Below are 24,061 nucleotides of genomic sequence, written 5' to 3'. Positions count from 1 at the left end.
TCCGTTCCGACGGACCGGGCCCCGCGTGCGTCGGGGGTCATGCCTCCGTCAGGGCTTCACGCCCGGGGCGAACGCGAGGAACGCGATGACCACCGCGGGTGCGAGGAAGAAGAACGTGTCGAGACCGCGCGACCGGACCGTGATCCCCACGGGGCCCGGGCCGGGGATGACCGCCCTGCACACCCCGGCGACGGCGAGGACGCCGGACAGGACCAGGCTCGCGACCCGCGCGTCGACGAGCAGGGCGACGGCGGTGGCGAGACCGACTCCGAGGAGCACGAGCCACATCGCGGGCTGCCGCGACGGCGCGAGGCTCGCGGGCGGCTCCGGAACGGTGTCCCCCGTGGACGCCTCGTCCCGGCCCCGATCGGGCGTCGGTCCGTCGGCGGACGGCTGCCCGTCGTCGTGCACGTGGTGCCACGACGGGACGATGGTCGCGCGGGGACGGTGGGTCGCCGCGCCGCGCGCGGTGACGTCGCTCACGCTCGTGCCCGTTCCACGTCCGGAAGCCTACCGCCGTGGCCTAGCGTGGCGTTCATGCCGTCCCCCGCGCGCCCTGCCCCCTCGACGTCGCCCGCGCCCCGGGGTGCCGCGACGTCCGTCCCGTCGTCCGTCGTCGTGGTCGGTGCCGGGCTGGCCGGGGCCCGCACGGTCGCTGCGCTCCGGGAGCTGGGTATCGACGGCGCGCTCACCCTGCTCGGCGCCGAGGGCGTGCCGCCGTACGACCGGCCGCCGTTGTCCAAGGAGCTCCTGACCCGTCCCGCGCCCGCCTGGTTGAGCGATGACCTGGGGATCGACGTCGGAGCCCTGGTGGACGACCTGCGGCTCGCCGACCCCGCGGTCCGCCTGGCACCGCCCGACGGCGGCGATCGCGCCTTCGCGGTCACCACCCGGTCGGGCGACGTCGTGCGCGCCGACGCGGTGGTGCTCGCGGTCGGTGCCGCGCCGGTCCGGCCGCTCGGCTGGGAGGCCGCCAGCGTGCTGCACACCGCGGCCGACGCGGCGGCGCTCCGCGAGCGCGTCGCACCCGGGCTGCGGCTGGCGATCGTCGGCGCCGGCTGGATCGGTGCCGAGATCGCCGGGGTGGCCGCCGGGGCGGGCGCCGACGTGACGGTCGTCGAGGCCGGCTCCACGCCGCTCGAGCGGCAGCTCGGTCCCACCGTCGGTGCGCACCTCGCGCGCTGGTACGCCCCCGCGGGTGCGCGCCTCGTGACGGGGCTGCCGGTCGTCGAGGTCGGTCCCGACGGCGTCCGGCTCGCCGACGGCGCGCACGTGGCGGCGGACGTCGTCCTCGCCGCCGTCGGTGCGCGCCCCGCGACGGCGTGGCTCGACGGCGTCGTCCCGCTGGACGCGCGCGGCGCGGTCCCCGTCGACGCGACGGGCGCCGTCCACGACGTGCCGGGGCTGTGGGCGCTCGGCGACTGCGCGACGCGCGACCACCCCGTCCTCGGGCCGGTGCCTGGCGGTCACTGGTCCGCTGCGCTCCACGACCCGGAGCCCACGGCTCGCGCGATCTTGGGTCTGGACCCGGACGGTGCGCCGCCGCACCCGCCCTACGTCTTCTCCCAGCAGCTCGGTCACGACCTGGCGCTCTTCGGGAACCCTTCCCCGACGGACGAGGTCGTCCTGCGCGGAGACCCGACCGGCGGGGCGACGGGCAGGGGGGCGTGGGCCGCCGTCTACGTCGAGCCGGGCGACAGCACGACGACCCACCGGACGGACGACGGGACCCGTCGAGCGGGACGAGCCGTGCGACGGGTCCGCGCCGTGCTGCTCGTCGACTCGCCGCGCGACGTCGGCGCGGTCCGCCGCCTCTTCACGCGCACGCCGCGGCCGGAGCTCGTGATCGAGCAGGCCGTGGACCCGACCGTACGGTGGCGGGACCTCGTCCCCGCAGCGCCCTGACCGGTTCAGCGCGGGACGTCACGACGGCGGAAGCCCGCGACGGCGATCACCAGCAGCAGCACCACGACGCCCGCGACCACGGCGACCGCCCGACCGGACGCGGCCTCGGTGGGCAGGCGGCCGATCGCGTGCAGCGGCGAGAGGTCCAGCGCCCAGTCCGGCAGGCGGAGCGTCTCGCCGAGCATCTCGACGACGGCGACGTACGCGAGCGCCGCCCAGAGCGCGGCGGTGGCCCGGGGCGCGATCCCGACCAGCGCGAGGCCGAGAGCGGGGACGGCGAGCACCGCCGGGAGGTAGGTGACCGTCGCCGTCATCGTGCCCCCGGCGTCGCCGCTCGCGCCTGACGCGGTCAGGGCGAGGCCGAGCCCGCCGGCGAGCGCGACGAGCCCCGCCCCGAGGAGTGCCGACGCCGCGTGCGCGCCGAGCCAGCGGCCGCGCCGGACCGCACGGGCCAGCAGCGGCTCGAGCCGGCCCGCCGTCTCCTCGCCCCGGGCTCGGCCGACCACCTGCGCCCCGGCGCCCATCGCCATGACGAGGGTCAGGACGAGGCAGTAGGCGACGTACCAGGACGTCGGGTCGGTGCCGGACCCCCCGAGGAGCACCTCCAGGTCGGGGTTGCTCGCGATCACGTCGTCCACGTCGTCGGTGAACGCGCCGAAGACCGCGCCCACACCGGCGGCACCGACGGCCCAGGCGGCCAGGCTCGGGCCGTGCAGGCGCACGGACATGCCGAGCTGGCCGCGACCGGACGCGCTCGCGCGAGCGGGACCGGGCCGGCTCGCGACGACCGCGCTGCCGAGGTCGCGCCGTCCGACGAGGGCGAGCCCCGCTCCCGCGAGCGCGACCGCGACGCCCAGGGCGAGCGCGAGCGGCCACACGCGCGAGTCGGCGAAGGGGCGCGTCTCCTGCTGCCACGCGAGCGGCGACAGCCACTTCCACCCGTTCCCCTCGACGTCCCCCACCGCCCGCAGCACGTAGGCGGCGCCAAGCACGCCGATGCCCGCCCCGAGGACGCCGGCGGACCGGCGCAGGAGCTGGCCGGCGAGCGTGGCCACGCCCGCGAAGACCAGTCCGAGGCCCGTCAGGGACGCGCCGTAGAGCGCGGCGTCGGCCAGGTCGACGTCGTGGGCGACGAGCGTCAGCGTCACTCCGGCGCCGACCAGGACGAGGGCCGCGCCCGCGACGACGAGCGCTGCCGCCCACGGCGCGCGGGCGCCCACGGCGCGCGACCGGACGAGCTCGAGGCGACCGACCTCCTCCTCGCGGCGCGTGGAGCGCGCGACGAGCATCAGCCCCATGAGCGGCACGGCGATCGCGGCGACGAAGCCGAACTCGTTCGCGACGACCCCGCCGAGCGTGTCGGCGCCGTACGGGGTGCCGTTGATCGCGGCCATCGTCGGGTCGGCCCCGACGGTCGCGCCGTACGTCGCGAGCTGTTCCGGCGTGCCGTAGGTGGCGTCGATCGCGGCGACCGTGGCGACGTAGGTGGCCAGGAGACCGAGGACCCACGCGACGAGGGCCACCCGGCCGGTGCGCAGCTGCAGGCGCAGCATCGTGGTGACGCCGGAGCGGTTCACGCGCTCTGCCCGTCGTACTCGCTGAGGAAGAGCTCGTCCAGGCTCGGGGGCCGAACGGTGAGCGACGCCAGCCCGTGCCCGACGAGCGGGCGCAGCGCCGCGTCGAGCACGTCGGGGTCGACCGTGAACCGAACGTCGTCACCGGCGAGGCCGTCACCGGCCGGGGTGACGACGAGGTCGGCGACGTCCACGCCGGCGAGATCGGGTGCCGCGCCCCGGGTGACGGCGTGCACGGTGGTCCGCGCGAGCCGGCGCAGCTCCGCGACGGTGCCGGCCCGCACGGTGCGTCCGTGCCGGATGATCGTCACCGTGCGGCACAGCGCCTCGACCTCGCTGAGGATGTGGCTCGACAGCAGGACCGTCGCCCCGTCGGCGGCACGCTCGGCGACGCACTCGCGGAAGACCTCCTCCATGAGCGGGTCGAGGCCCGACGTCGGCTCGTCGAGCACGAGGAGGTCGGCGCGGGCGGCGAACGCGGCGACGAGGGCGACCTTCTGGCGGTTGCCCTTCGAGTAGTCGCGCACGCGCTTCGACGGGTCGAGGTCGAACCGCTCGACGAGCTCCGCACGTCGCGCCTCGTCGAGCGGGGCGCCCGAGGCGCCGAGGACGTCGACGCACTGGCCGCCGGTCAGTCCCGGCCAGAGCGCGACGTCGCCGGGCACGTACGTCAGGCGACGGTGCAGCGGCACCGCGTCGCGCCACGGGTCACGGCCGAAGAGCTCGACGTGGCCCCCGCTGCGCCGGACCATGCCGAGCAGGATGCGGATCGTCGTGGACTTCCCCGCCCCGTTCGGACCGAGGAACCCTCGCACCTCGCCACGCTCGAGCGTCAGGTCGAGCCCGTCGAGCGCGCGGAACCTCCCGAACGTCTTCTCGAGCCCTCGGACGTCGACGACACGGTCCTCCATCGCTCCTCCTGCGGTCGACCGGCAGCCGGGTGGCAGATGCACCGCAGTCTCCGCCATCCGGAGGGCGCTGTCCTGTCGGCTCGCGACGGCCGACGCCGGTCGACCGCCCCGTCCCGACGGCGCACCACGCGCAGCCGGGAGGGGTCGGTTCGACGCGGCTCAGTGCGCGAAGTGGCGCGTGCCCGTGAAGTACACCGTCGCGCCGGCCGCGGTCGCGGCCTCGATCACCTCGGCGTCGCGGATCGAGCCTCCGGGCGCGACGACGGCGCGGACCCCGGCGTCGAGCAGGATCTGCAGGCCATCAGCGAACGGGAAGAACGCGTCCGACGCCGCGACGGCACCGCGCGCCCGCTCCTGACCGTCCGCGAGGGTGTTGGCCCGCTCGACCGCGAGGCGGCACGAGTCCACGCGGTTGACCTGCCCCATCCCGACGCCCACGGCGGCGCCGTCGGCGGCGAGGAGGATCGCGTTGGACTTCGCGGCGCGCACCGCGCGCCACGCGAAGGCGAGGTCGGCGAGCGTCGCCTCGTCCGCGGCGGCGCCGGTGACGAGGGTCCAGTGCTGCGGGTCGTCACCGCCGGTGACCGTGCCGTCGGCGTCGGTGACGACCGCGTCGACGCGGTCGACGCCCTGCACGAGGAGACCACCGCTGATCGGGCGCGTCTCGACCGTGGCGGAGGGCGCGCCGTCGACCACGAGGAGCCGGAGGTTCTTCTTCGCCTGCAGCACCTCGAGCGCGTCGGGCTCGAAGCCGGGCGCGACGACGACCTCGGTGAACACCGGGGCGATCTGCTCCGCCGCGGCGCGGGTCACGACGCGGTTGGCCGCGACGACGCCCCCGTACGCCGACACGGGGTCGGTCGCGTGCGCCTTGGCGTGCGCGTCCGCGACGTCGGTGCCCACCGCGATGCCGCACGGGTTCGCGTGCTTGATGATCGCGACGGCCGGCTCGGCGTGGTCGTGCGCCGCGCGCCAGGCGGCGTCGGCGTCGACGTAGTTGTTGTAGCTCATGGCCTTGCCGTGGAGCTGCGTCGCCTGCGCGAGCCCGGCCGGGCCGTGCCCGGTCGTGTAGAGCGCCGCGCGCTGGTGCGGGTTCTCGCCGTAGCGCAGCACGTCGGACCGGTCCCACGTCCCGCCGATCCAGGCCGGGAAGCCGCTGGAGACCGTCGCACCGTCCGCCTGCACGAGCTCGTCGGTGGGCGCGACGACGTTGCCCATCCAGGACGCGACGGCGACGTCGTAGGTCGCCGTGTGCACGAAGGCGGCGGCCGCGAGCGCCTTGCGCTGCGCGTAGGTGAAGCCGCCGGCGCGGACGGCGTCGATCACGGCGTCGTAGGCGGCCGGCTCGACGACGACGGCGACGCTCGGGTGGTTCTTCGCCGCGGCGCGGACCATGGACGGTCCGCCGATGTCGATCTGCTCGACGACCTCGTCCGGGCCTGCGCCCGACGCGACGGTCGCGGCGAACGGGTAGAGGTTGACGACGACGAGCTCGAACGGGGAGATGTCGAGCTGGGCAAGCTGTTGCATGTGGTCCTGCTTGCGCGAGTCGGCGAGGATGCCGGCGTGCACGCGCGGGTGCAGCGTCTTGACGCGCCCCTCGAGGCACTCGGGGAAGCCGGTGAGGTCCTCGACCCGCGTGACGGGGATGCCCTCCGCGGCGATCGTGGCGGCGGTCGAGCCGGTGGAGACGAGCTCGACGCCCGCGGCGTGCAGCGCGGTGGCGAGCTCGGCGAGCCCGGTCTTGTCGTAGACGCTCAGGAGCGCGCGGCGCACGGGGCGCTGTGCGTCGTCGGCGAGCTGGACGTCGGGGGCCGAGGGTGCGGACATGACGAGGGGCTCCTCTGGGTCGCGGTCGGTGCGTCGGTCCCGCGGGTGCGGTACCGGTGCCGAGTGGCAGAACCCAGGCGCCCAGGCGGTCGACGCACCAGCAGGTAGTTCCGGCCGCTCCCCGGTGGTCGTTCCCACCCTCGCCAGTCGCGGCCGCCGCCGAGTCTACCGGGGCGCCGCCTCGGCGAGCGCGCGGGCGTCGTCCGCCCACGTGTCGGGTGTGCCCACGCGCCACAGCGAGCGCGAGGTGCTGAGGCCGGCGACGGTCACGACGAGGAGACCGGCGAGCACCGCGAGCGCCGTCCCGATCCCGTACCGCGCGAGCAGCCCGCTCCCGACGAGCGGGACGAGCGGGCCTGCTGCGAGGCCGGTGAGGCCCAGGACGGACGCGAGGCGGCCCTGCATCTGGGCCGGCGTGATCGCCGCGGCGTAGCCGGACAGACCCGCGTTCACGGCGGGGACGAGCAGGACCGCGGGCGGGAGGACGACGAGATAGGCGACGTACGACTGCAGCAGGGCCATCGCCACGGCACCGGTCGCGAGCACCCCGAGCGCGACGACGACGAGCGCTCCCGCGCGGAACCGCCCCACGAGGCGCGGGGCCAGCACGGCGCCGACGAGCACCCCGAGCCCGACGGCGAGGTCGACGAGACCGATGAGGACCGGCGTCGTGCCCGTGCGCACGAGCTCGAGGTTGATGCCGATCATGAGACCGCCGAACGCGACGTTGACGACGACGAACAGACCGAGCAGGGCGCGGAAGAGCGGCACCGACCAGACGAAGAGCAGCCCTTCGCGCAGCGCCGCCACCGGACGGGTCGCGCGCGCCTCGGCGACGTCACCGTTCAGCGGTTCGCGCACGAGCCACGTGCACACGGCGGTGGCGAGGTGCCCCACGGCTGCCGCGGCGAGCGGGATCGCGTGCGACACCGCGTAGAGCACGCCGCCGAGCGGGCCGGCGAGGAGGCCCGCCGCGGCGTCCCTCCCCTGCGCCGCGGCGAGCGCGGTCGGCAGCTGGGGAACGGGGACGACCGAGCGGAACGCACCGCTCGTCGCCGGGTCGACGAGCGCGCCGACCACGGACGCCCCGAAGAGGGCGGCCGCGAGGTGCCAGGTGGTGAGCGCACCGAGCCCGGCCGCGACCGCCACCGTCGTCCACAGCAGCGTCCCCACGCCTGCCGCCGCGACCACGAGCCGACGGCGATCCACCCGGTCGGCGACCACGCCGGCGGGCAGGGTCGCGAGGAGCGCGCCGACCTGCCCGACGGCGGCGACCACGCCCGCCTGGACCACCGAGCCCGTGAGCCCGTACGCGACGAGCGGCACGGCGAACAGCGCGACCCCCGCCCCGAGCGTCTCGGCGGTGAGCCCCGTCATGAGGAGCATGTACGACCGGTTGCGGAGCAGGCGCGCGGGCGAGGGGGCGTCGGCGACGGGCGCGGCGTCGGCGCGGTCGGTCGGCAGGGGAAGTGTCTCCCGGAGGCCCGGGTCCTGGCTCGTGGTCATGGCAGGACAGTAGGTGCGCAGCGCTTATTGCGCAATGACTCTTGCGCGCTTGCTCTTGCGCACCGACGGTTGCCCTCGGGAGGAGCATTGCTAGCCTCGTCGTGTGCTCGAGACCTTCCGCGTCCAGGACCCCGCCGCGCTGCGGGCGATCGCCCACCCCTTGCGGCAGCGGATCCTCATCGAGCTCGCCGCACTCGGCCACGCCCGTGCCGCCGACCTCGCCCGCGCGACGGACGAGCCCGCCAACGCGGTGAGCTTCCACCTCCGCGTCCTGGCGAAGGCCGGGATGATCGTCGAGGCGCCGGAGCACGCGCGCGACCGTCGGGACCGGGTCTGGACCAACGTCGCGAAGAGCTACGCGGTCGAGCCCGGTACGCCGGCGGCGATGCGCGACGTCGTGGTCCCCGCCCTCCGGTGGGCCGAGGAGACGTTCCGCCGGGCGAACGCCTCCGGCGAGTCGCGCGACGACCGGATCCTGGCCCTGAGCACGTTCCTGCTCGACGACGAGCAGGCGGCCGCGTTGGTCACCGAGCTCCAGGACGTGCTCGAGCGCTGGTCGGAACGGTCGCTCGAGGCGGCGCGCGCCGCGCCGCGAGCCCGGCGCGAGACGTACCAGCTGCTCGCGGTCCTCGCGCCGCAGGCGCTAGCCGAGGACGACGCGGCGGCCGTCGACCCGTAGGCCCTCGCGCGCCACGCGGCCCACGGTCTCCACGAGGAGCGCGCGCTCGGCGATCTTGATGCGCTCGTGCAGGCTCGCCTCGTCGTCGTCGTCCTCCACCGGGACGGCCACCTGGGCGATGATCGGCCCGGTGTCCACGCCGTCGTCGACGACGTGCACGGTGCACCCCGTGACCTTCACGCCGTAGGCCAGCGCGTCGCGCACGCCGTGCGCGCCCGGGAAGGACGGCAGCAGCGCCGGGTGGGTGTTGACCGTGCGGCCGGCGAAACGACCGACGAACGCGGGGCCGAGGATGCGCATGAAGCCGGCCAGCACGACGAGGTCCGGGCGGAACACGTCGACCGCCTGCACGACGCCCTCGTCCCACGCGGCACGGTCCGGGAAGTCGCCCGGCTCGACCACGACTGCCGCGACCCCGGCGTCGCGCGCGAGGTCGAGACCACCCGCGGCGGGCTTGTCCGAGACGACGCCGACGACGCGCGCGCCGTAGGCGGGGTCCTCGTGGGCCGCGAGGATCGCGGCGAGGTTGCTGCCCGCCCCCGAGACGAGGACGACGACGCGCGCCGCGGACGAGGACTCGACGAGGTGGCCGGACGGCGTCTGCACTGTGCTCCCTGGGTCGGCGGCCGGGCGCGAAGGGTCCGCGACCCGCCCGCCCGATGGGAGAGAATGTACCCCGAGCACGCACGCAACCGAGGAGTCGCCTTGGGCAACCCGTACGCCCCGCCCCGCCCGGACGCCCCGCCGCGTCCCGGACCCGGCGACCCGCCGCCATCGGCTCCCGGATCGGGCCCGCCGCGGCCCGACCGCGAGACCCCGCCGCCCCTGCCGCCACAGGGACCGACACCCCCGCCACGGCCGACGCCCGAGCCGGAACCCGTCGACCCCGAGACCGCGCGCCTCGCCACACGACGCGTCCTGCACTTCGGGCTGCTCCTCCTGCTGGTCATCGTCCTGAGCGCGCTGCCCTTCCCCTGGCAGATGGCCAGCCTCGCGGTCGCCGTCGCGGCGGTCGTCGGCGGCGTGCGAGCCCTCGTCGCCGCGTGGCGGGCCCGCGTGCGGGGTGCGCTCGTGCCCGCGCTGGCGATCGGCGTCGGGCTCGCGGTCCTTCTGACGTTCCAGCTCCTCGCGGTCCTCGTGACGTGGGACGTGGCGATGGAGCACCAGCGGTGCCTCGACGGGGCGATCACGGTCGCGGCGGAGGAGCGGTGCGAGACGGCCCGGATCCAGGGGATCCAGAGCCAGGTGAACGGGCTCGTCCCGCAACCCTGACGCGCGCCCCGGCGCGGGCCGCGGGCTCAGGCGCCGGAGCCGAGCACCGCGTCCTCGGCGTCCTCGTCCCGCTCCGCGTGACGACGCCCGAGCGGGTCGAGGCGCGCCCACACGAGCGCGAGCGCCGCACCCCCGCCGATCTCGGCCGCGGCGAGCAGGCCCACGAGGAGGCCGTCCGTCCCGACAACGGCGAACCGCCCCGGCCCGACCGCGCCGCTGCCCAGCCAGGCCGCGACCCCGAGCAGCAGACCGGCCGCCGCCGCGACGCCGCCGGCCGCGAGCGCGACGTCCGACCAGCGGACCTCACCGTCCCGGTCGCCCGCGACCTCCGGCAGGCGGCTCGCGACGAAGACGCCGGCCACGACCCCGAGCACGACGACCACCGCGGGGAGCCAGGCCGTCAGCGCATTGGTCCAGTCGTCCCCGGGCAGCGCGCCGAGCAGCGGGATCGCGGGAAGCGCACCCGGTTCCGAACCGGACGCCGCGAAGGTGCTGCCCTCCCCCACCTCGAAGCCCGGCCCGACGAGCCAGGCGGCCGCCCACAGCACGAGGTTCGGGAGCACCGCGAGCTGCGCCACCGCCAGGACGACGCCACCGACCGGGCCCGGGGCGAGCCCCGTGACGATGTCGCCCGACGTCGCCCGACCGGCGACCACCCAGGCGCCGACGACGATCGCCGAGACCCCGACGAGGAGGCTCACCCCGAGCAGCCCTCCGCGCAGCCCGAGCCGGACCGTCGGCGGGAGCCACGCGTCGGCCCGGTGTGCGAGGTCTGCGACGAACGGGGCGTCGGGGCGCACGAGCATCCCGGCCCCCAGACCGACGCCTCCGACGAGCGCGCCCCCGACGAGCGCCACGGGCAGGCCCCACACCGGGGTGGTCCCGGCGATCAGCGCGACGCCGAGCGTCGCGACCCCGTAGGTCACCGTTCCCGCGACCCACGCGGAGAGGGTCGTGTGCGCGGAGCGTCGGGCCGAGGCGAAGCAGCAGAAGAGCGCGAGCGCGGTGATCCCCAGCGGGACGAGGGTGACGGTCGCTCCGCTCGCGACGAGCGGCACGCCGTGCCCGAGCAGCCACAGGCCCGCGGCGACGGTCACGGACTGGCCCCAGCCGTCCGACGGCGTCCCGGTCGACGCGGCGACGAAGGCTGCCAGCCCGGGAAGGACGACCACGAGGAGCGACAGGACGAGGGCCTGGAGCGCCGCGACGACCCCGGAGGCCGCGCGGCGCGGAGCGACCGGCACGGGGGGCGCGGTGCCCTCCACGGTGCGCGGGCGGCTCCCGGTCGTGCTGGTGGTGCTCATGGTCCTCATCGTCGTCGATCGGGCGCGTGCATCGGGTGAACCGGCCCGGCGCGCCAGCGTACCCGCCGGGTCGTCGGCCCCCCGCGCTGCTCGAGCGCGGGAGCACCCACGCCGCACGCAGGTCGAGCCCGGCACGACGACGCCCCGCCTCCGGCGAGCGGAGGCGGGGCGTCGTGGACCGTCGGGGCGCAGCGCGCCCCGCGGGTCAGGAGAGGATCTCGCGCATGAGCGCGGCGGTCTCGGACGGCGTCTTGCCGACCTTGACGCCGGCGGCCTCGAGGGCCTCCTTCTTCGCCTGCGCGGTGCCGGACGAGCCGGACACGATGGCGCCCGCGTGGCCCATCGTCTTGCCCTCGGGGGCCGTGAAGCCCGCGACGTAGCCGACGACCGGCTTCGTGACGTTCGCCTGGATGAAGGCCGCGGCACGCTCCTCGGCGTCGCCGCCGATCTCGCCGATCATGACGATCGCCTCGGTCTCCGGGTCCGCCTCGAACGCGGCGAGCGCGTCGATGTGCGTGGTGCCGATGATCGGGTCGCCACCGATGCCGATGGCCGTCGAGAAGCCGAAGTCCCGCAGCTCGTACATCATCTGGTAGGTCAGCGTGCCCGACTTGGACACGAGGCCGATCTTGCCGGGGCCCGTGATGTTCGCCGGGATGATGCCGACGTTCGACTTCCCGGGGCTGATGATGCCGGGGCAGTTCGGGCCGATGAGGCGCACGCCGGCCTGCTGCGCGAGCGTGAAGAACTCGGCGGAGTCCGCGACGGGGACGCCCTCGGTGATGATCACCGTGAGCGGCATGCGCGCGTCGATCGCCTCGACGACGGCGGCCTTCGTGAACGCCGGCGGCACGAAGATGACCGACACGTCCGCGCCGGTCTGCTTCATCGCCTCCGCGACGGAGCCGAACACCGGGACGGTCACGTCACCGGGGAACTCGACGCTCTGGCCCGCCTTGCGGGGGTTCACGCCGCCGACGACGTTCGTGCCCGACGCGAGCATGCGCGTCGTGTGCTTCATGCCCTCCGAGCCGGTCATGCCCTGGACGATGACCTTGGAGTCCTCGTTGATGAAGATTGCCATGTCTGTGTCTGTTCTCTCTCGGGTCGTCTCGGGCGGGCTCAGGCGGCGGTGGAGGCGGCGGCGAGCTCAGCAGCCCGGTCCGCGCCGCCGTCCATCGTCTCGGCCAGCGTCACGAGCGGGTGGTTCGCCTCCGCGAGGATGCGACGTCCCTCCTCGACGTTGTTGCCGTCGAGGCGGACGACGAGCGGCTTGTTCGCCTCGTCGCCGAGGATGGCGAGCGCCTGGACGATGCCGTTGGCGACCTCGTCGCACGCGGTGATGCCGCCGAAGACGTTGACGAGCACGCTCTTGACCTGCGGGTCGTTGAGGATGACGTCGAGACCCGCGGCCATGACGGCCGCGGACGCGCCGCCGCCGATGTCGAGGAAGTTGGCGGGCTTCACGCCGCCGTGCGCCTCGCCGGCGTACGCGACGACGTCGAGCGTGCTCATGACGAGCCCTGCGCCGTTGCCGATGATGCCGACCTCGCCGTCGAGCTTGACGTAGTTGAGGTCGTTCTCCTTGGCCTTCGCCTCGAGCGGGTCCGCCGCGGCCTTGTCCTCGAGCGCGGCGTGGTCCGCGTGGCGGAACCCGGCGTTCTCGTCGAGCGTGACCTTGCCGTCGAGCGCGACGACCTGGCCGTCCTCGGTCTTGACGAGCGGGTTGACCTCGACGAGCGTCGCGTCCTCGGCCTGGTAGACCGTCCAGAGCTTCTGGATCGTCTCGGCGACCGCCTCCTTGACGTCTGCGGCGAAACCGGCCGCCTCGACGATCTCCGCGGCCTTCGCCGCGTCGATCCCGACTGTCGGGTCGACGGCGACGCGCGCGAGCGCCTCGGGACGCTCGACCGCGAGCTGCTCGATCTCCATGCCGCCCTCGACGCTCGCCATCGCGAGGTAGGAGCGGTTCGACCGGTCGAGCAGGACGGAGAAGTAGTACTCCTCCGCGATGCGCGCGCCCGCGGCGATCATCACGCGGTGGACCGTGTGGCCCTTGATGTCCATGCCGAGGATCTCGGACGCCTTCTCGGCCGCCTCCTCGGGCGAGTGGGCGAGCTTGACGCCGCCCGCCTTGCCGCGGCCGCCGGTCTTCACCTGGGCCTTGACGACCACGGTGCCCCCGCCGAGCTGCTCGGCGCCCGCCCGGGCCTCGTCGGGGGTCGTCGCGACGACGCCGCCCAGCACGGGCACGCCGTGCTTCTCGAAGATGTCACGCGCCTGGTATTCGAACAGGTCCACCCTGCTGCGTCCTTCCGTCTGATGCGCCGTGTGCGGCATGACCGATGTCTCGACATCAAGACATCCCCGTACAGGGTAGCCCTCGCGGGCGACGGCACCTATCCGGGCCAGGCGAACGGTGCTCGACCGCCGCTGTTCCGTTGGTCACGTCGGGCGGGCCGCGGGCCGGGCCAGCGCGCACCGCTCGTCCGGTCAGCCCGTGACGGGGACCTCGTCGAACCGCACGGGCGAGCTGCCGTCGGTCGCGGTGGCGTCCGGCACGTCGACCACCACGACGTCCGCACCCGTGTCGGGCCACACGACGGTGACCGCGGTGCCGAGGCCCGGGTCGAGAGAGCCCACGATGGCCTCGGCGAGCGGGTTGCGCACCACGTCCGTGTACAGCGTGGGGTCGACGAGGTAGTCCGCCGGGTAGACGCGCGTGCCGCCGTCGAGGAGCGTGACGTTGCCGGCACCGAGGTGGTTGCCGGTGAGGTCGCCGCGCCCGTCGTACGTCGACCCGAGCACCGACACCAGCGAGGCGTGCTCGGTGCCGACGTTGCTGACCCTGAGGTCCCCCACGAGGTAGCCGCCCACGCGGCGCACGTCGACGAGCTCGACGTCGAGCCGGTGCGTCGCGCCGAGACCGTCCGGGTGGTCGAGGGTGGCCGCACCGAGCCCGTCGACGGTCGGGCCCGAGGCGGCGGGAGCGGCCCCGGGCTGCGGTTCCTCGGGGAGCGCGCTGGGCTCGGGCGCCTCGGGCGTGAACTCGACGGTCACGCGCCGGTTGAGCGCACGGGCCTCCTCCGAGGCCTGCTCGGCGACCGGGTCGCTCTCGCCCCGGCCCTCGACGAGGACGTCGAGGGCACCGAGGTCGGCGAGCGTCGACAGACGGTCCGCGACGGCCTGTGCGCGACGCTCGGAGAGCTCCTGGTTCGCCGCCTCGTCGCCCACGTCGTCGGTGTGGCCGACGACGACGAGCTCGCCGCCCTCGGCGAGCGCCACCTGCTCGGCGACGACACCCAGGGCGTCGTCGGCACCCGCGCCGAGGTCGGCGGAGTCGACCGCGAAGAGGACGTCCGAGTCGACGGCCATCGTCACCGTCTCCTCGTCCTGACGCGTGCGGACGGCGCCGGAGGCCTGTGTGCTGTAGGACTCGAGGAACGCGACGGGCGCGACGACGTCGGCGCCCTGCCCCCCGTCCAGCTCGGTCGGGGCGACGGTCAGCCCGCCTGCGTCGTCGGCCTCGACCACCGGCACGTCCTCGACCAGCCCGACGGACGGGACCAGGACGGACGTGGTCGCGGTGGTCGGCGGGTCGAACGCGACGTAGCCCACGCTCGGCTCCTTCCCGGCACCGAGCTGCCAGCCGCCCTCGAGGAGGCCGACGGGCTCACCGGAGGCGGTGTGCGCGGCCTCCCGGACGACGCCCGTGTCGAGGTCGACGAGCCGGACGCCGGAGAACGACTCGTCCTGGCTCAGCGTGCGGTTGGCGAGCTCGTAGCCCAGCATGACCGTGCTCTCGCCGGCGGTGCCCTCGACCTCGACTCGCAGGACGGCGAGATCGCCGTGCACGGCGACGGGACCGACCCGCACGTCCGCCTCGGCCCCGTACAGGTTCACGGGCACGACGACGGGTGCGGGATCGGTCGAGAGCACGGGGCGCTCCGTGGCCGACGGCTCGGCAGGAGCCTCGGCGGCGCCCTGCGAGCAGGCGGCGAGGAACGCCGCCGCCAGCGCGGCGGCCACCGCCACGTGCGCGCGGCGCAACCCTCGTCGGGCCGGGACGACCCGTCCCTGGTCGCCTCGTGCGCGGTCGTCACGTCCGTGGTCGGTGCTCGTCATGGGTTCCCCTCGTCGTCCCGCGGCTCTCGTGCCGCCCGCGGCTCTCGTGCCGGCCCGTCCGGCAACCCCGGCCGCGTACGGCCCGGACGACCTTAGCGGTGAGCGACGGACGCGCCGTCGGCGTCCGCGGCGCGGAACGGGCGTCAACGCAAGTTGACACCTCGTGTGCGTCAACCTAGATTGACGGCATGGATCCCGTCGACATGGACGCCGCCAGCAGCACGGACCCGGACGTGGGACTGCGCGCCGTGCGCTCGCTCCGCACCCTCGCCGAGCGGCTCGAGGTGCTGCAGGTGGAGAACGCCCGGGCGCTCGGCTGGTCGTGGCAGGAGATCGCCGAGCGTCTCGGCGTGAGCCGGCAGGCCGTCCACAAGAAGCACGGCACACCCCGCAACCGGAGGTCATGATGTTCGAACGCTTCTCGTCCGACGCCCGCGCGGCCGTCATCGGTGCGCAGGAGGTCGCGCGGCGTCGCGGTGCAGGGTCGATCGAGGCGGTGCACCTGCTGCTCGCCGTGTCCGAGCAGGAAGACGGCGCGGCCGTCCGCGGGCTCGACGCGGTCGGACTGACGGCACCGGCGCTGGACCGCCTGGCCACGGCGACCGAGTCTGCGGACGCCTTCGACGGCGACGCGCTCGCCGCGCTGGGCATCGACCTCGACGCCGTGCGCGCCAGGACCGACGCCGCCTTCGGCACGGGCGCGCTCGAGCGTGCGGGCCGGAGACGGCGCCGGGGGCACCTCACGTTCACGAACGAGGCCGCGAAGGTGCTCGAGCGCTCGCTGCGCGAGGCGCTCGCCCTGCGCGCACCCGCGATCGACTCGGGGCACGTGCTGCTCGCGCTCCTGCACGACGAGGACACGTCTGCCTGTCGCACCCTCGTCGCTGCCCTCGCGGAGAGGGGCTCCGACCCCGCCGCCCTGCGTGCGGTGCTCACCGGACAGGGGTCGTCGGGCGACCGCGGCCGCGCCGCGTCCTGACGACGTCGCCAGCGCGTCGCTCTCGCCGCCGGGTGTCGACCCGACCGGGCACCCTCCGCGGCCCGCGTCGCCGAAGACCCGGGCAGGCGCTCAGAGCTTCGTGACCGGCGAGTAGCGCAGCAACAACCGCTTCGTCCCGTCCGCCCCGAAGTCGATCTTCGCGACGGCGTTCGGCCCGGCCCCCTCGAGCGCCACGACCGTCCCGAGCCCGTAGGCGTCGTGAGTCACCTTGTCCCCCAGCGACAGGTTCGGGATGTCGGTGTCCTGCCGCGGCGTCGCCGACCCGAACGTCGCACCCCCGGACGCGCTCCCCCGGGACGCGCGGCCGGGCGACCCGGACCGCGACCCGTACCCGGACCGACCCCCGGACCACGACCCGGAGCCGGACCCACGACCCCACACGGAACCCCCGGCGCGCAGCGTGGCCATCGACGACTCCCGGCGCCGCCAGTCCCACAGCTCCTCCGGGATCTCCTCGAGGAACCGGCTCGGCGGGAACTCGTTCGCCATGCCCCACGCGGACCGGACGGCCGAGCGCGAGACGTAGAGCCGCTCGCGCGCGCGGGTGATGCCCACGTAGGCGAGGCGGCGCTCCTCGGAGAGCTCGGCGTCGTCGTGCAGGGACCGCATGTGCGGGAACGTCCCGTCCTCCATGCCGGTGAGGAACACGACGGGGAACTCGAGGCCCTTGGCGGTGTGCAGGGTCATGAGCGTGACGACCCCGGGGTCGACCTTCTCCTCGGCCGTGCCCTCGTCGCCGTCCGCGACGTCGTCGGCGGGGATCTGGTCGGCGTCGGCGACGAGCGAGACGCGCTCGAGGAAGTCGGACAGCGTGCCCTCGGGCTCGAGCTCGGTGAACTCGGTCGCGACCGCGTGCAGCTCGGCGAGGTTCTCGACGCGCGTCGCGTCCTGCGGGTCGTCGCTCGCGCGCAGCTCGGCGAGGTAGCCCGTGCGGTCGAGGACGGCCCCGAGCACGTCTGACGGCGTCGCGCCGGAGTCGGCGAGCTCGCGCAGCCCGGCCATCAGCTCGACGAAGCCGCGCAGCGGGTTGAGCGTGCGGTTGGTCAGGCCCGGGATCTCGTCGATCCGGTCGAGCGCGGCGCCGAACGAGATCCGCTCGCGGTCCGCGAGCGCCGCGACGGCGCCCTCGGCCCGGTCGCCGAGGCCGCGCTTGGGGGTGTTGAGGACGCGGCGCAGGTTGACGTCGTCGTCGAGGTTGTCGATGGCCCGCAGGTACGCGACGGCGTCCTTGACCTCGCGTCGCTCGTAGAAGCGCGTGCCGCCGACGACCTTGTACGGCAGGCCGACGCGGATGAGCACCTCCTCGAGCGCGCGGGACTGGGCGTTGGTGCGGTAGAACACGGCGACGTCGCCGGGCCGCACGCCGTCGGTGTCGCCGAGGCGGTCGATCTCCTCGGCGACGAACCGCGCCTCCTCGTGCTCGTTGTCCGCGACGTAGCCGATGACCTTCGCGCCGGCGCCGGAGTCGGTCCACAGACGCTTGGGCTTGCGGTCGGGGTTGCGCGAGATGACGGCGTTGGCCGCGGAGAGGATGTTCTGCGTCGAGCGGTAGTTCTGCTCGAGCAGGATCGTGCGCGCGTCGGGGTAGTCGGCCTCGAACTCGAGGATGTTGCGGATCGTCGCGCCGCGGAAGGCGTAGATCGACTGGTCGGCGTCGCCGACGACGGTGAGCTCGGCAGGGTCCAGGGCGGGCACCTGGGCCTCGCCCGTGCCGCTCGTCGCAGGGTCCGTCGCGGCCGAGTCCTCGCCCACGCCCGCGAGCTCGCGCACGAGGACGTACTGCGCGTGGTTGGTGTCCTGGTACTCGTCGACGAGCACGTGGCGGAACCGGCGGCGGTAGTGCTCGGCCACGGCCGGGAACGCCTGGAGCAGGTTGACCGTGGTCATGATGATGTCGTCGAAGTCGAGCGCGCTCGCCGCGACGAGACGCGCCTGGTAGCGGGTGTAGACGTCGGCGAGGACCTGGTCGAACTCGGGCACGTTCGCACCGCGGGCACCGAGACCGTCGGCTGTCGCGTGGGCGCCGGACTCGCGCGCGTACGTCTCCGGGTCGATGAGCTCGTTCTTCAGGTCGGAGATCTTGTTCGCGAGCGACCGCGCGGGGTACTTCTTCGGGTCGAGGTCGAGCTCGCGCGTGACGAGCGTGATGAGCCGCTGGGAGTCCGCGGCGTCGTAGATGGAGAAGCTCGACCGCAGCCCGAGCGTCTTCGCCTCGCGCCGCAGGATGCGCGTGCACGCGGAGTGGAACGTGGAGACCCACATGTTCCGCGCGGCCGGCCCGACGAGCGTCTCGACGCGCTCGCGCATCTCGGCCGCGGCCTTGTTGGTGAACGTGATCGCGAGGATCTGCCCGGAGCGGGCGCGACCCGTCGCGAGGAGGAACGCGATGCGGTGCGTGAGGACGCGCGTCTTGCCGGACCCGGCGCCGGCCACGATGAGCAGCGGCCCACCGGCGTGCACGACCGCCTCGCGCTGCTGGGGGTTCATGCCGTCGAGCAGCGCGTCGGGGTCGATGTGCGCGTACCGTCCGCGCCGCTCCCCCGTTCCCTCCGCGGCACCGGGCACCGGGCCCGACGACGCGGGGTCGTCGGGGTTGCCGGCCCGCCCCGGGCCCGGCACGGGTGACCCCCCGCCGTCGGGCACGGCCGGGTCGTCGGTCCAGCGCGGGGTCGTCCGCGGGAGGCGGGACTCGCCGCCGTGGTCGACGCGCGGGCCGTCGAACAGCGTGTCGAGGCCGGGCAGCGGGAGATTCTCGAAGAGTGAAGCCATAGCCCTCCCAGCGTAGGCGCCACGACCAACACCCGGCGCCCACCCCCGCCGTGCCCGCCCGACCGGGTGACGGCCCCGATCGATGAGTTCGACCCACCCGGGCCGTCGGTACCGGTGGCCGTGCGAGCGCGGCGCTGCAGGCTCACCGTCCGACCCTCCGAGGAGAAGAGTCATGACCAGCCTCACAGGCGTGCACACCGTCGCGATCCCGGTCGCGGACCAGGACCGCGCGCTCGCGTTCTACACCGGCACGCTCGGCTTCGAGCTCCGCCTGGACGCCGAGCTCCAGGAGGGCCTCCGATGGATCGAGGTCGCCCCGCCCGGCGCCGCGACGTCCGTCGCCCTCGTCGCGGCGGGCGACGGTCTGCCGTCGGGAGTCGACACCGGGATCCGGCTCGCCACGGCGGACGCCGCGGGCGACCACGCACTCCTCGCCGGTGCGGGGGCGGACGTCGACGAGCTCCTGCTCTGGGAGGGCGTCCCGCCGATGTTCTCGTTCCGCGACCCCGACGCGAACACGATCTACGTCACGCAGACGCCCGGCTGAACCCGGCGCCCCGGGTCCGGCTCAGGTGAGCGCCAGCCCGACGCCCCACACCGCGGCGGCGAGCAGGCCGCCGAGCAGCTGGACGACGATCGTGATCCCGGTGGCCTGCATCGCGGCGACCGTCGCGCGCCAGGCGGCGCGGCGGTCGCGCCGGCGCAGCAGCTCGGCGACGAAGACCGCGAGCACGAAGCCGACGAACAGCCCGACCACCGGGATGACGAAGAACCCGACGACGCCCGCGATCCCGCCCCACACGAGCGTCGACCACGGCACCTCGGCCCGTCGCATGTGCCGACCGGCGAGGACGTACTGGGCGACCTCCGCGGCGACGACGAACACGGCGGCGACAGCGAAGACCACCCACGCCGCCGCACCCCCGGTGACGATCGCCCACACGAGGACGGCCCCGAGCACGAGCACGTTCCCGGGCAGGACCTGCACGACGATCCCCACGAGCCCGACGAGGATCGCCAGCCCGACCAGCACCTCTCCACCCACGCTCACGCGCGCAACTCTGGCACGGGCGACCGAGCGGTGACCATTCGCCCCCGAGCCGGCCGGAGCACCGGCCGGCGCTCACGTCCGGTCGCCGGCGCTCACGCGCGGGGAGCGAGCGGCACGAGCGCGGGGTGCGCGGCGCCGTCGACCACCCACGCGCGGATCATCGCGCTGAACAGCTCCGGGTCCTCCGCGCTCCACTGGTGGTGCATGCCGGGCGCGAGGCGCACGACGGCCTCCGGCAGGCGCCGCTCGATCGTCGCCAGGGCCCTGCGGGCGGCGCGCAGGTCCCGGCCGCCCGCGACCGCGAGCACGCGGGCGCCGGACTCCGCCAGCCCGTCCGGCCAGCGCCCGCCGTAGACGTCGGGCAGCAACCGCTCCATCGTCTCGCGGCGGATCGCGAGCCCCGATCGCACGAAGAGGTCCCGCGCGTCCGCCGGGATGCCCATGGCGCGCGTCTGCCCCCGCCAGTACCAGGTGCGGTCCCACACGCGCAGCTGAGCGCGGCCGACAGCGCCGGCGAGGCCGGGCACGCCGTCGACCACCGCGCCGGACGCCAGGACCGAGGCGACGAGGCCCGGGTGCCGCGCCGCGAGCCGCAGCGCGACGATGCCGCCGAGCGACAGCCCGACGACGTGCACCGATCGCCCGGCCGGGATCGCCGAGACGGTCGCGGCCACGTCGTCGACGACCGCGTCGAGCGACGCCGGGACCTCGGTCGCGCGGCTGCCGAAGCCGAGCAGGTCGGGCGTCCACAGGTCGAGGTCGTCGAGGTGCTCCACCTGCGGCTCCCACATCCACGACGCGACGTTCCCGCCGTGGAGCAGGACGACGGACGCGCGGTCCGCGCCCGGCCCGCCCGCACGCGCGGCGGGGTGGTGCCCGACGGCGCCCGGCGCGGTCACGAGATCCCCTCGTGCTCGGTCTCGTCGAGCCATGCGATCTCCGCGCGTGCGTGCGCGAGCCCGTGGCGCAGGGTCGCGATCCGGAGCGCGAGGCCCCGGGAGCCGCGGACGCGGGACGCGAGAGCCCCGCCCTCCGCCATGACCGCAGCTATCCTCGCCTCCTCGGCCGTCAGGACGGCGATCGCCTCCTCCGCCTGCGCGCGACGGGAGGCGAGGAGCGTCGCGACGCCGTCCTCGTCGAGCTGGTCGGCGAAGAAGAGCCTGCCGAGGAACGGCTCCCGGGAGTCCTCCGGCTCGAGGGGCGACGCGAGCCAGTCGCGCAGGGCCGCACGTCCGCTCGCGGTGATCCGGTGGACCTTGCGGTCGGGGTAGCTCTCCTGCGGCACGACCTCGACCTCCGCGAGCCCGTCGTCGACGAGCGCCGCCAGCGTGCGGTACAGCTGCGAGCGGTCGGCCGCCCAGAAGTGGTTCACGGAGGAGTCGAACGCGCGCTTGAGGTCGTAGCCGGTCATGGGCTGGATCGTGAGCAGCCCCAGCACGAGATGTCGGAGGACCATGCGACTAGTGGACCATGCACATAGTTGTCCGTCAACGGCCGGGCATGACGAGGGCCCGCCGACGGATCGTCCGTCGGCGGGCCCGGTCGGGACGCGAGCGTCAGTTCCAGAAGACCGCGACGAGGATGTTGACGAGCGTGAGACCGCCGATGGCGTGCTTCACGCCCGGGGCGACGGCGCCGTCGGACGCCTTGGCCGCCTGACGCTTGGCGACGAACGCGAGGACGGCGATCACGAGGGCGACGACGAGCTTGACGCCGATCTTGGCCATGACGGGGGCTTCATCCTCCGACCAGAACGACGTCTCCCCGATCCCGACCATGGCGACGCCGGCGACGAGCGCGGTGAGCGCGCCGTGGAAGACGCCCTTGTACAGCCCGGGCGAGCGGAGCGAGGCGAGGTAGCCGCCGAGGACGATGGCCCATCCGACGAAGTGCAGCGCGACGAAGACGTTGTAGAGGTACTCCATGGGGCCAGCATATTTGCTGACACGCGTGTCGTGAAAATTTGCACAAGGTGAGGTGCGCCCGGCCCGCCTCGCACGACGCGCGACAGGGCGAACCTTGAAAAACTCGACTGATTCGGTCTACTCTTCTCGGTTTCCCACCATGCGGACGAGGGGTGTCCACGGCGCGTGACCGGGGTTACTGTTCTGCCCATGACCACGGCAACCCGCACCCTCCTCGTGACCTCGCGTCACGGGATGCCGGCGTGCGCGCTCACGTGTCTCAGCTGTTGTCGCTGAACCGCGCCCGACTCAGCGCGAGCCCTGGCTCGCTCCCCCCTGAGAACCGGCGCGCGCCGTCGGTCCTCAGCATCTCGCACCCTCGCTGAGCTCTCGCCGTCGCGCGTCCCCGCCCCCGAACGAGGACACGAGGAACACCGATGACGCAGGCCACGACTGCGCCTGACACCACCGGCGACGCGACGGCCGGGCCCGAGCGCCCGGCCCGCGCCGCGGGCGAGCGCCCGGCCCGACCGGCACGCGCCGCGCGCCCCAACGGGCAGTGGAAGGTGGACGGCACCGAGCCGCTCAACGCGAACGAGAAGTGGAAGCAGGAGGACGGCGGGCTCTCCGTCCGCGAGCGCATCGAGACGATCTACGCCCGCGACGGCTTCGACTCCATCACCGGCGACGACCTGCACGGGCGCTTCCGCTGGTGGGGCCTGTACACGCAGCGCAAGCCCGGGATCGACGGCGGCAAGACGGCGACGCTCGAGCCGCACGAGCTCGAGGACAAGTACTTCATGCTCCGGGTCCGCGTCGACGGCGGGGCGCTCACCACCGAGCAGCTGCGCGTCATCGCGGACATCTCGAAGGACTTCGGCCGCGACTCCGCCGACATCACCGACCGGCAGAACATCCAGCTCCACTGGGTCGAGGTCGAGAACGTCCCGGAGATCTGGCGCCGGCTCGAGTCGGTGGGCCTGCAGACGACGGAGGCGTGCGGCGACGTCCCGCGCGTCGTCCTCGGCAGCCCGGTCGCGGGTATCGCCGCGGACGAGCTCATCGACATCGGCCCCGCGATCGCCGGGATCACCCAGAAGTACATCGGTGTCCCCGAGCTGGCGAACCTCCCGCGCAAGTTCAAGACCGCGCTCACGGGCCACCCGAGCCAGGACGTCGTGCACGAGATCAACGACGTCGCGTTCGTCGCGCACCGCCACCCCGAGCTCGGCGTCGGATTCGACGTGTGGGTCGGCGGCGGGCTCTCGGCCAACCCGCGCCTCGGCGAGCGCCTCGGCGCGTTCTGCACGGAGGAGCAGGTGCCCGACGTGTGGCACGGCGTCGTGCAGATCTTCCGCGACTACGGCTACCGCCGGCTGCGCAACAAGGCGCGCCTGAAGTTCCTCCTCGCCGACTGGGGGCCGGAGAAGTTCCGCGAGGTCCTCGAGACGGAGTACCTCGGGTACCGCCTCCCCGACGGCCCGCCCGCGCCGAAGCCGCCGGTCCCCGGCGACCACGTGGGCGTGCACAAGCAGAAGGACGGGCTCAACTACGTCGGCGCGGCGCCCTACGTGGGCCGCGTGTCCGGCACGATCCTCGCGAACGTCGCCGACCTCGCCGAGTCGGTCGGCTCGCGCCGCGTGCGGCTCACGCCCCACCAGAAGCTGCTCGTGCTGGACGTCCCGGACGAGAGCGTCGAGCAGGTCGTGAGCACGCTCAAGGCCAACGGCCTCGACGCGAACCCGAGCCCGTTCCGCCGCAGCACCATCGCGTGCACCGGGATCGAGTACTGCAAGCTCGCGATCGTCGACACCAAGGACACCGCGACCGCGACGATCGACGCGCTCGAGAAGCGCCTCGGCGACCTGTCCGGCATGAAGCCGCTGTCGTTGCACGTCAACGGGTGCCCCAACTCGTGCGCGCGCATCCAGACCGCGGACATCGGGCTCAAGGGCCAGCTCGTCCTGGACGACGACGGCGAGCAGGTCCCCGGCTTCCAGGTCCACCTGGGCGGCGGGCTGGCCTCGGACGACCGCGAGACCGCGGGCATGGGCCGGACCGTGCGCGGGCTCAAGGTCACCGCGACCGACCTGCCGGACTACGTCGAGCGCGTCGTACGCCGCTACGAGTCCGACAAGGACGGGACCGAGACCTTCGCCGAGTGGGCGCACCGGGCCGACGAGGAGGCACTCCAGTGAGCGAGCAGACGACCACGGACCCGCTGGCCGCGC

At 74.5% G+C, this 24,061-nt stretch carries 22 protein-coding genes and 1 riboswitch; of the genes, 7 read left to right on the top strand and 15 right to left on the bottom strand.

The window, feature by feature from the left end:
* Positions 1-48: 48 nt before the first annotated feature.
* On the bottom strand, positions 49-483 hold the full coding sequence (locus NFS20_RS17600) for a DUF3017 domain-containing protein (protein ID WP_251153110.1): 435 nt from the start codon (positions 481-483) through the stop codon (positions 49-51).
* A gap of 54 nt (positions 484-537) precedes the next feature.
* Here NFS20_RS17600 and NFS20_RS17595 point away from each other — a divergent pair, with 54 nt between their 5' ends.
* Positions 538-1,905 (top strand): NAD(P)/FAD-dependent oxidoreductase, encoded by a 1,368-nt coding sequence (locus NFS20_RS17595; RefSeq protein ID WP_251153109.1) that lies wholly within the window; start codon positions 538-540, stop codon positions 1,903-1,905.
* Positions 1,906-1,910: 5 nt separating this feature from the next.
* On the opposite strand, the gene NFS20_RS17590 is transcribed toward NFS20_RS17595, so the two are convergent.
* The 4 genes from NFS20_RS17590 to NFS20_RS17575 form a co-directional block, all read right to left on the bottom strand.
* The gene (locus NFS20_RS17590) at positions 1,911-3,482 is read right to left on the bottom strand and encodes an ABC transporter permease (protein ID WP_251153108.1); all 1,572 of its coding nucleotides are present in this window, start codon (positions 3,480-3,482) and stop codon (positions 1,911-1,913) included.
* Positions 3,479-4,390, bottom strand: a complete 912-nt coding sequence (locus NFS20_RS17585; RefSeq protein WP_251153107.1) for an ABC transporter ATP-binding protein — start codon at positions 4,388-4,390, stop codon at positions 3,479-3,481. Before NFS20_RS17585 ends, NFS20_RS17590 begins: the two co-directional genes overlap by 4 nt.
* Before the next feature lie 159 nt (positions 4,391-4,549).
* A complete protein-coding gene (gene purH, locus NFS20_RS17580; protein WP_251153106.1) occupies positions 4,550-6,220 on the bottom strand; it encodes a bifunctional phosphoribosylaminoimidazolecarboxamide formyltransferase/IMP cyclohydrolase in 1,671 nt (556 codons plus the stop codon).
* 72 nt (positions 6,221-6,292) lie between these two features.
* A riboswitch (ZMP/ZTP riboswitch) is annotated at positions 6,293-6,381 on the bottom strand.
* Positions 6,382-6,385: 4 nt separating this feature from the next.
* Positions 6,386-7,726, bottom strand: a complete 1,341-nt coding sequence (locus NFS20_RS17575; protein WP_251153105.1) for an MFS transporter — start codon at positions 7,724-7,726, stop codon at positions 6,386-6,388.
* A gap of 103 nt (positions 7,727-7,829) precedes the next feature.
* Between NFS20_RS17575 and NFS20_RS17570 the strand changes: the two genes are divergently transcribed.
* A complete protein-coding gene (locus NFS20_RS17570; RefSeq protein WP_251153104.1) occupies positions 7,830-8,405 on the top strand; it encodes an ArsR/SmtB family transcription factor in 576 nt (191 codons plus the stop codon).
* Here NFS20_RS17570 and purN read toward each other — a convergent pair.
* Positions 8,370-9,011, bottom strand: a complete 642-nt coding sequence (gene purN / locus NFS20_RS17565; protein ID WP_251153103.1) for a phosphoribosylglycinamide formyltransferase — start codon at positions 9,009-9,011, stop codon at positions 8,370-8,372. The genes NFS20_RS17570 and purN overlap by 36 nt on opposite strands.
* A 99-nt stretch (positions 9,012-9,110) precedes the next feature.
* On the opposite strand from purN, the gene NFS20_RS17560 reads away from it, so the two are divergent.
* Entirely contained in the window at positions 9,111-9,677 is a 567-nt protein-coding gene (locus NFS20_RS17560) for a hypothetical protein (RefSeq protein WP_251153102.1), read from the top strand.
* A 26-nt stretch (positions 9,678-9,703) separates the two neighbouring features.
* Here the strand turns inward: NFS20_RS17560 and NFS20_RS17555 are convergent, their stop codons facing one another.
* From NFS20_RS17555 to NFS20_RS17540, 4 genes are all read right to left on the bottom strand, one after another.
* Complete coding sequence (locus tag NFS20_RS17555; protein ID WP_251153101.1) at positions 9,704-10,981, bottom strand: cell division protein PerM; 1,278 nt, start codon at positions 10,979-10,981, stop codon at positions 9,704-9,706.
* A 205-nt stretch (positions 10,982-11,186) separates the two neighbouring features.
* A complete protein-coding gene (sucD, locus tag NFS20_RS17550; protein WP_251153100.1) occupies positions 11,187-12,065 on the bottom strand; it encodes a succinate--CoA ligase subunit alpha in 879 nt (292 codons plus the stop codon).
* A gap of 38 nt (positions 12,066-12,103) precedes the next feature.
* Positions 12,104-13,282, bottom strand: coding sequence for an ADP-forming succinate--CoA ligase subunit beta (gene sucC / locus NFS20_RS17545; RefSeq protein WP_251153099.1), 1,179 nt, complete (start codon positions 13,280-13,282; stop codon positions 12,104-12,106).
* Positions 13,283-13,474: 192 nt separating this feature from the next.
* On the bottom strand, positions 13,475-15,106 hold the full coding sequence (locus tag NFS20_RS17540) for an OmpA family protein (RefSeq protein WP_251153098.1): 1,632 nt from the start codon (positions 15,104-15,106) through the stop codon (positions 13,475-13,477).
* A gap of 188 nt (positions 15,107-15,294) precedes the next feature.
* Between NFS20_RS17540 and NFS20_RS17535 the strand changes: the two genes are divergently transcribed.
* Complete coding sequence (locus NFS20_RS17535) at positions 15,295-15,513, top strand: helix-turn-helix domain-containing protein (protein ID WP_251153097.1); 219 nt, start codon at positions 15,295-15,297, stop codon at positions 15,511-15,513.
* A complete protein-coding gene (locus tag NFS20_RS17530) occupies positions 15,510-16,085 on the top strand; it encodes a Clp protease N-terminal domain-containing protein (protein ID WP_251153096.1) in 576 nt (191 codons plus the stop codon). Before NFS20_RS17535 ends, NFS20_RS17530 begins: the two co-directional genes overlap by 4 nt.
* 90 nt (positions 16,086-16,175) lie before the next feature.
* On the opposite strand, the gene pcrA is transcribed toward NFS20_RS17530, so the two are convergent.
* Positions 16,176-18,875 carry a DNA helicase PcrA gene (pcrA, locus tag NFS20_RS17525; protein ID WP_251153095.1) on the bottom strand — a complete coding sequence of 900 codons (2,700 nt, stop codon included), beginning with the start codon at positions 18,873-18,875 and terminating at the stop codon, positions 16,176-16,178.
* A gap of 172 nt (positions 18,876-19,047) precedes the next feature.
* On the opposite strand from pcrA, the gene NFS20_RS17520 reads away from it, so the two are divergent.
* Positions 19,048-19,422: a VOC family protein gene (locus tag NFS20_RS17520; RefSeq protein ID WP_251153094.1), complete on the top strand. Its 375-nt coding sequence runs from the start codon at positions 19,048-19,050 to the stop codon at positions 19,420-19,422.
* 21 nt (positions 19,423-19,443) lie between these two features.
* On the opposite strand, the gene NFS20_RS17515 is transcribed toward NFS20_RS17520, so the two are convergent.
* From NFS20_RS17515 to NFS20_RS17500, 4 genes are all read right to left on the bottom strand, one after another.
* On the bottom strand, positions 19,444-19,926 hold the full coding sequence (locus NFS20_RS17515) for a DUF456 domain-containing protein (RefSeq protein WP_251153093.1): 483 nt from the start codon (positions 19,924-19,926) through the stop codon (positions 19,444-19,446).
* Positions 19,927-20,018: 92 nt separating this feature from the next.
* Complete coding sequence (locus tag NFS20_RS17510) at positions 20,019-20,825, bottom strand: alpha/beta fold hydrolase (RefSeq protein WP_251153092.1); 807 nt, start codon at positions 20,823-20,825, stop codon at positions 20,019-20,021.
* Positions 20,822-21,382 (bottom strand): PadR family transcriptional regulator, encoded by a 561-nt coding sequence (locus NFS20_RS17505; RefSeq protein ID WP_251153091.1) that lies wholly within the window; start codon positions 21,380-21,382, stop codon positions 20,822-20,824. Before NFS20_RS17505 ends, NFS20_RS17510 begins: the two co-directional genes overlap by 4 nt.
* Before the next feature lie 100 nt (positions 21,383-21,482).
* Positions 21,483-21,851: a hypothetical protein gene (locus tag NFS20_RS17500; protein ID WP_251153090.1), complete on the bottom strand. Its 369-nt coding sequence runs from the start codon at positions 21,849-21,851 to the stop codon at positions 21,483-21,485.
* A 416-nt stretch (positions 21,852-22,267) separates the two neighbouring features.
* Here NFS20_RS17500 and NFS20_RS17495 point away from each other — a divergent pair, with 416 nt between their 5' ends.
* A complete protein-coding gene (locus NFS20_RS17495) occupies positions 22,268-24,028 on the top strand; it encodes a nitrite/sulfite reductase (protein ID WP_251153089.1) in 1,761 nt (586 codons plus the stop codon).
* Positions 24,029-24,061: the final 33 nt, after the last annotated feature.

This window comes from Cellulosimicrobium sp. Marseille-Q4280 (assembly GCF_943181405.1).
Lineage (GTDB): Bacteria > Actinomycetota > Actinomycetes > Actinomycetales > Cellulomonadaceae > Cellulosimicrobium.
This window is presented reverse-complemented; position numbering and strand designations above follow the sequence as displayed.

Bases quoted from the DNA above. Each gene is read 5' to 3' on its own strand.
- NFS20_RS17505 (WP_251153091.1), bottom strand. From the start codon at position 21,382: ATGGTCCTCCGACATCTCGTGCTGGGGCTGCTCACGATCCAGCCCATG.
- NFS20_RS17540 (WP_251153098.1), bottom strand. From the start codon at position 15,106: ATGACGAGCACCGACCACGGACGTGACGACCGCGCACGAGGCGACCAG.
- NFS20_RS17495 (WP_251153089.1), top strand. From the start codon at position 22,268: ATGACGCAGGCCACGACTGCGCCTGACACCACCGGCGACGCGACGGCC.
- sucD (WP_251153100.1), bottom strand. From the start codon at position 12,065: ATGGCAATCTTCATCAACGAGGACTCCAAGGTCATCGTCCAGGGCATG.
- pcrA (WP_251153095.1), bottom strand. From the start codon at position 18,875: ATGGCTTCACTCTTCGAGAATCTCCCGCTGCCCGGCCTCGACACGCTG.
- NFS20_RS17535 (WP_251153097.1), top strand. From the start codon at position 15,295: ATGGATCCCGTCGACATGGACGCCGCCAGCAGCACGGACCCGGACGTG.
- purH (WP_251153106.1), bottom strand. From the start codon at position 6,220: ATGTCCGCACCCTCGGCCCCCGACGTCCAGCTCGCCGACGACGCACAG.
- NFS20_RS17520 (WP_251153094.1), top strand. From the start codon at position 19,048: ATGACCAGCCTCACAGGCGTGCACACCGTCGCGATCCCGGTCGCGGAC.
- NFS20_RS17530 (WP_251153096.1), top strand. From the start codon at position 15,510: ATGATGTTCGAACGCTTCTCGTCCGACGCCCGCGCGGCCGTCATCGGT.
- NFS20_RS17595 (WP_251153109.1), top strand. From the start codon at position 538: ATGCCGTCCCCCGCGCGCCCTGCCCCCTCGACGTCGCCCGCGCCCCGG.
- NFS20_RS17575 (WP_251153105.1), bottom strand. From the start codon at position 7,726: ATGACCACGAGCCAGGACCCGGGCCTCCGGGAGACACTTCCCCTGCCG.
- NFS20_RS17585 (WP_251153107.1), bottom strand. From the start codon at position 4,390: ATGGAGGACCGTGTCGTCGACGTCCGAGGGCTCGAGAAGACGTTCGGG.
- NFS20_RS17555 (WP_251153101.1), bottom strand. From the start codon at position 10,981: ATGAGCACCACCAGCACGACCGGGAGCCGCCCGCGCACCGTGGAGGGC.
- NFS20_RS17500 (WP_251153090.1), bottom strand. From the start codon at position 21,851: ATGGAGTACCTCTACAACGTCTTCGTCGCGCTGCACTTCGTCGGATGG.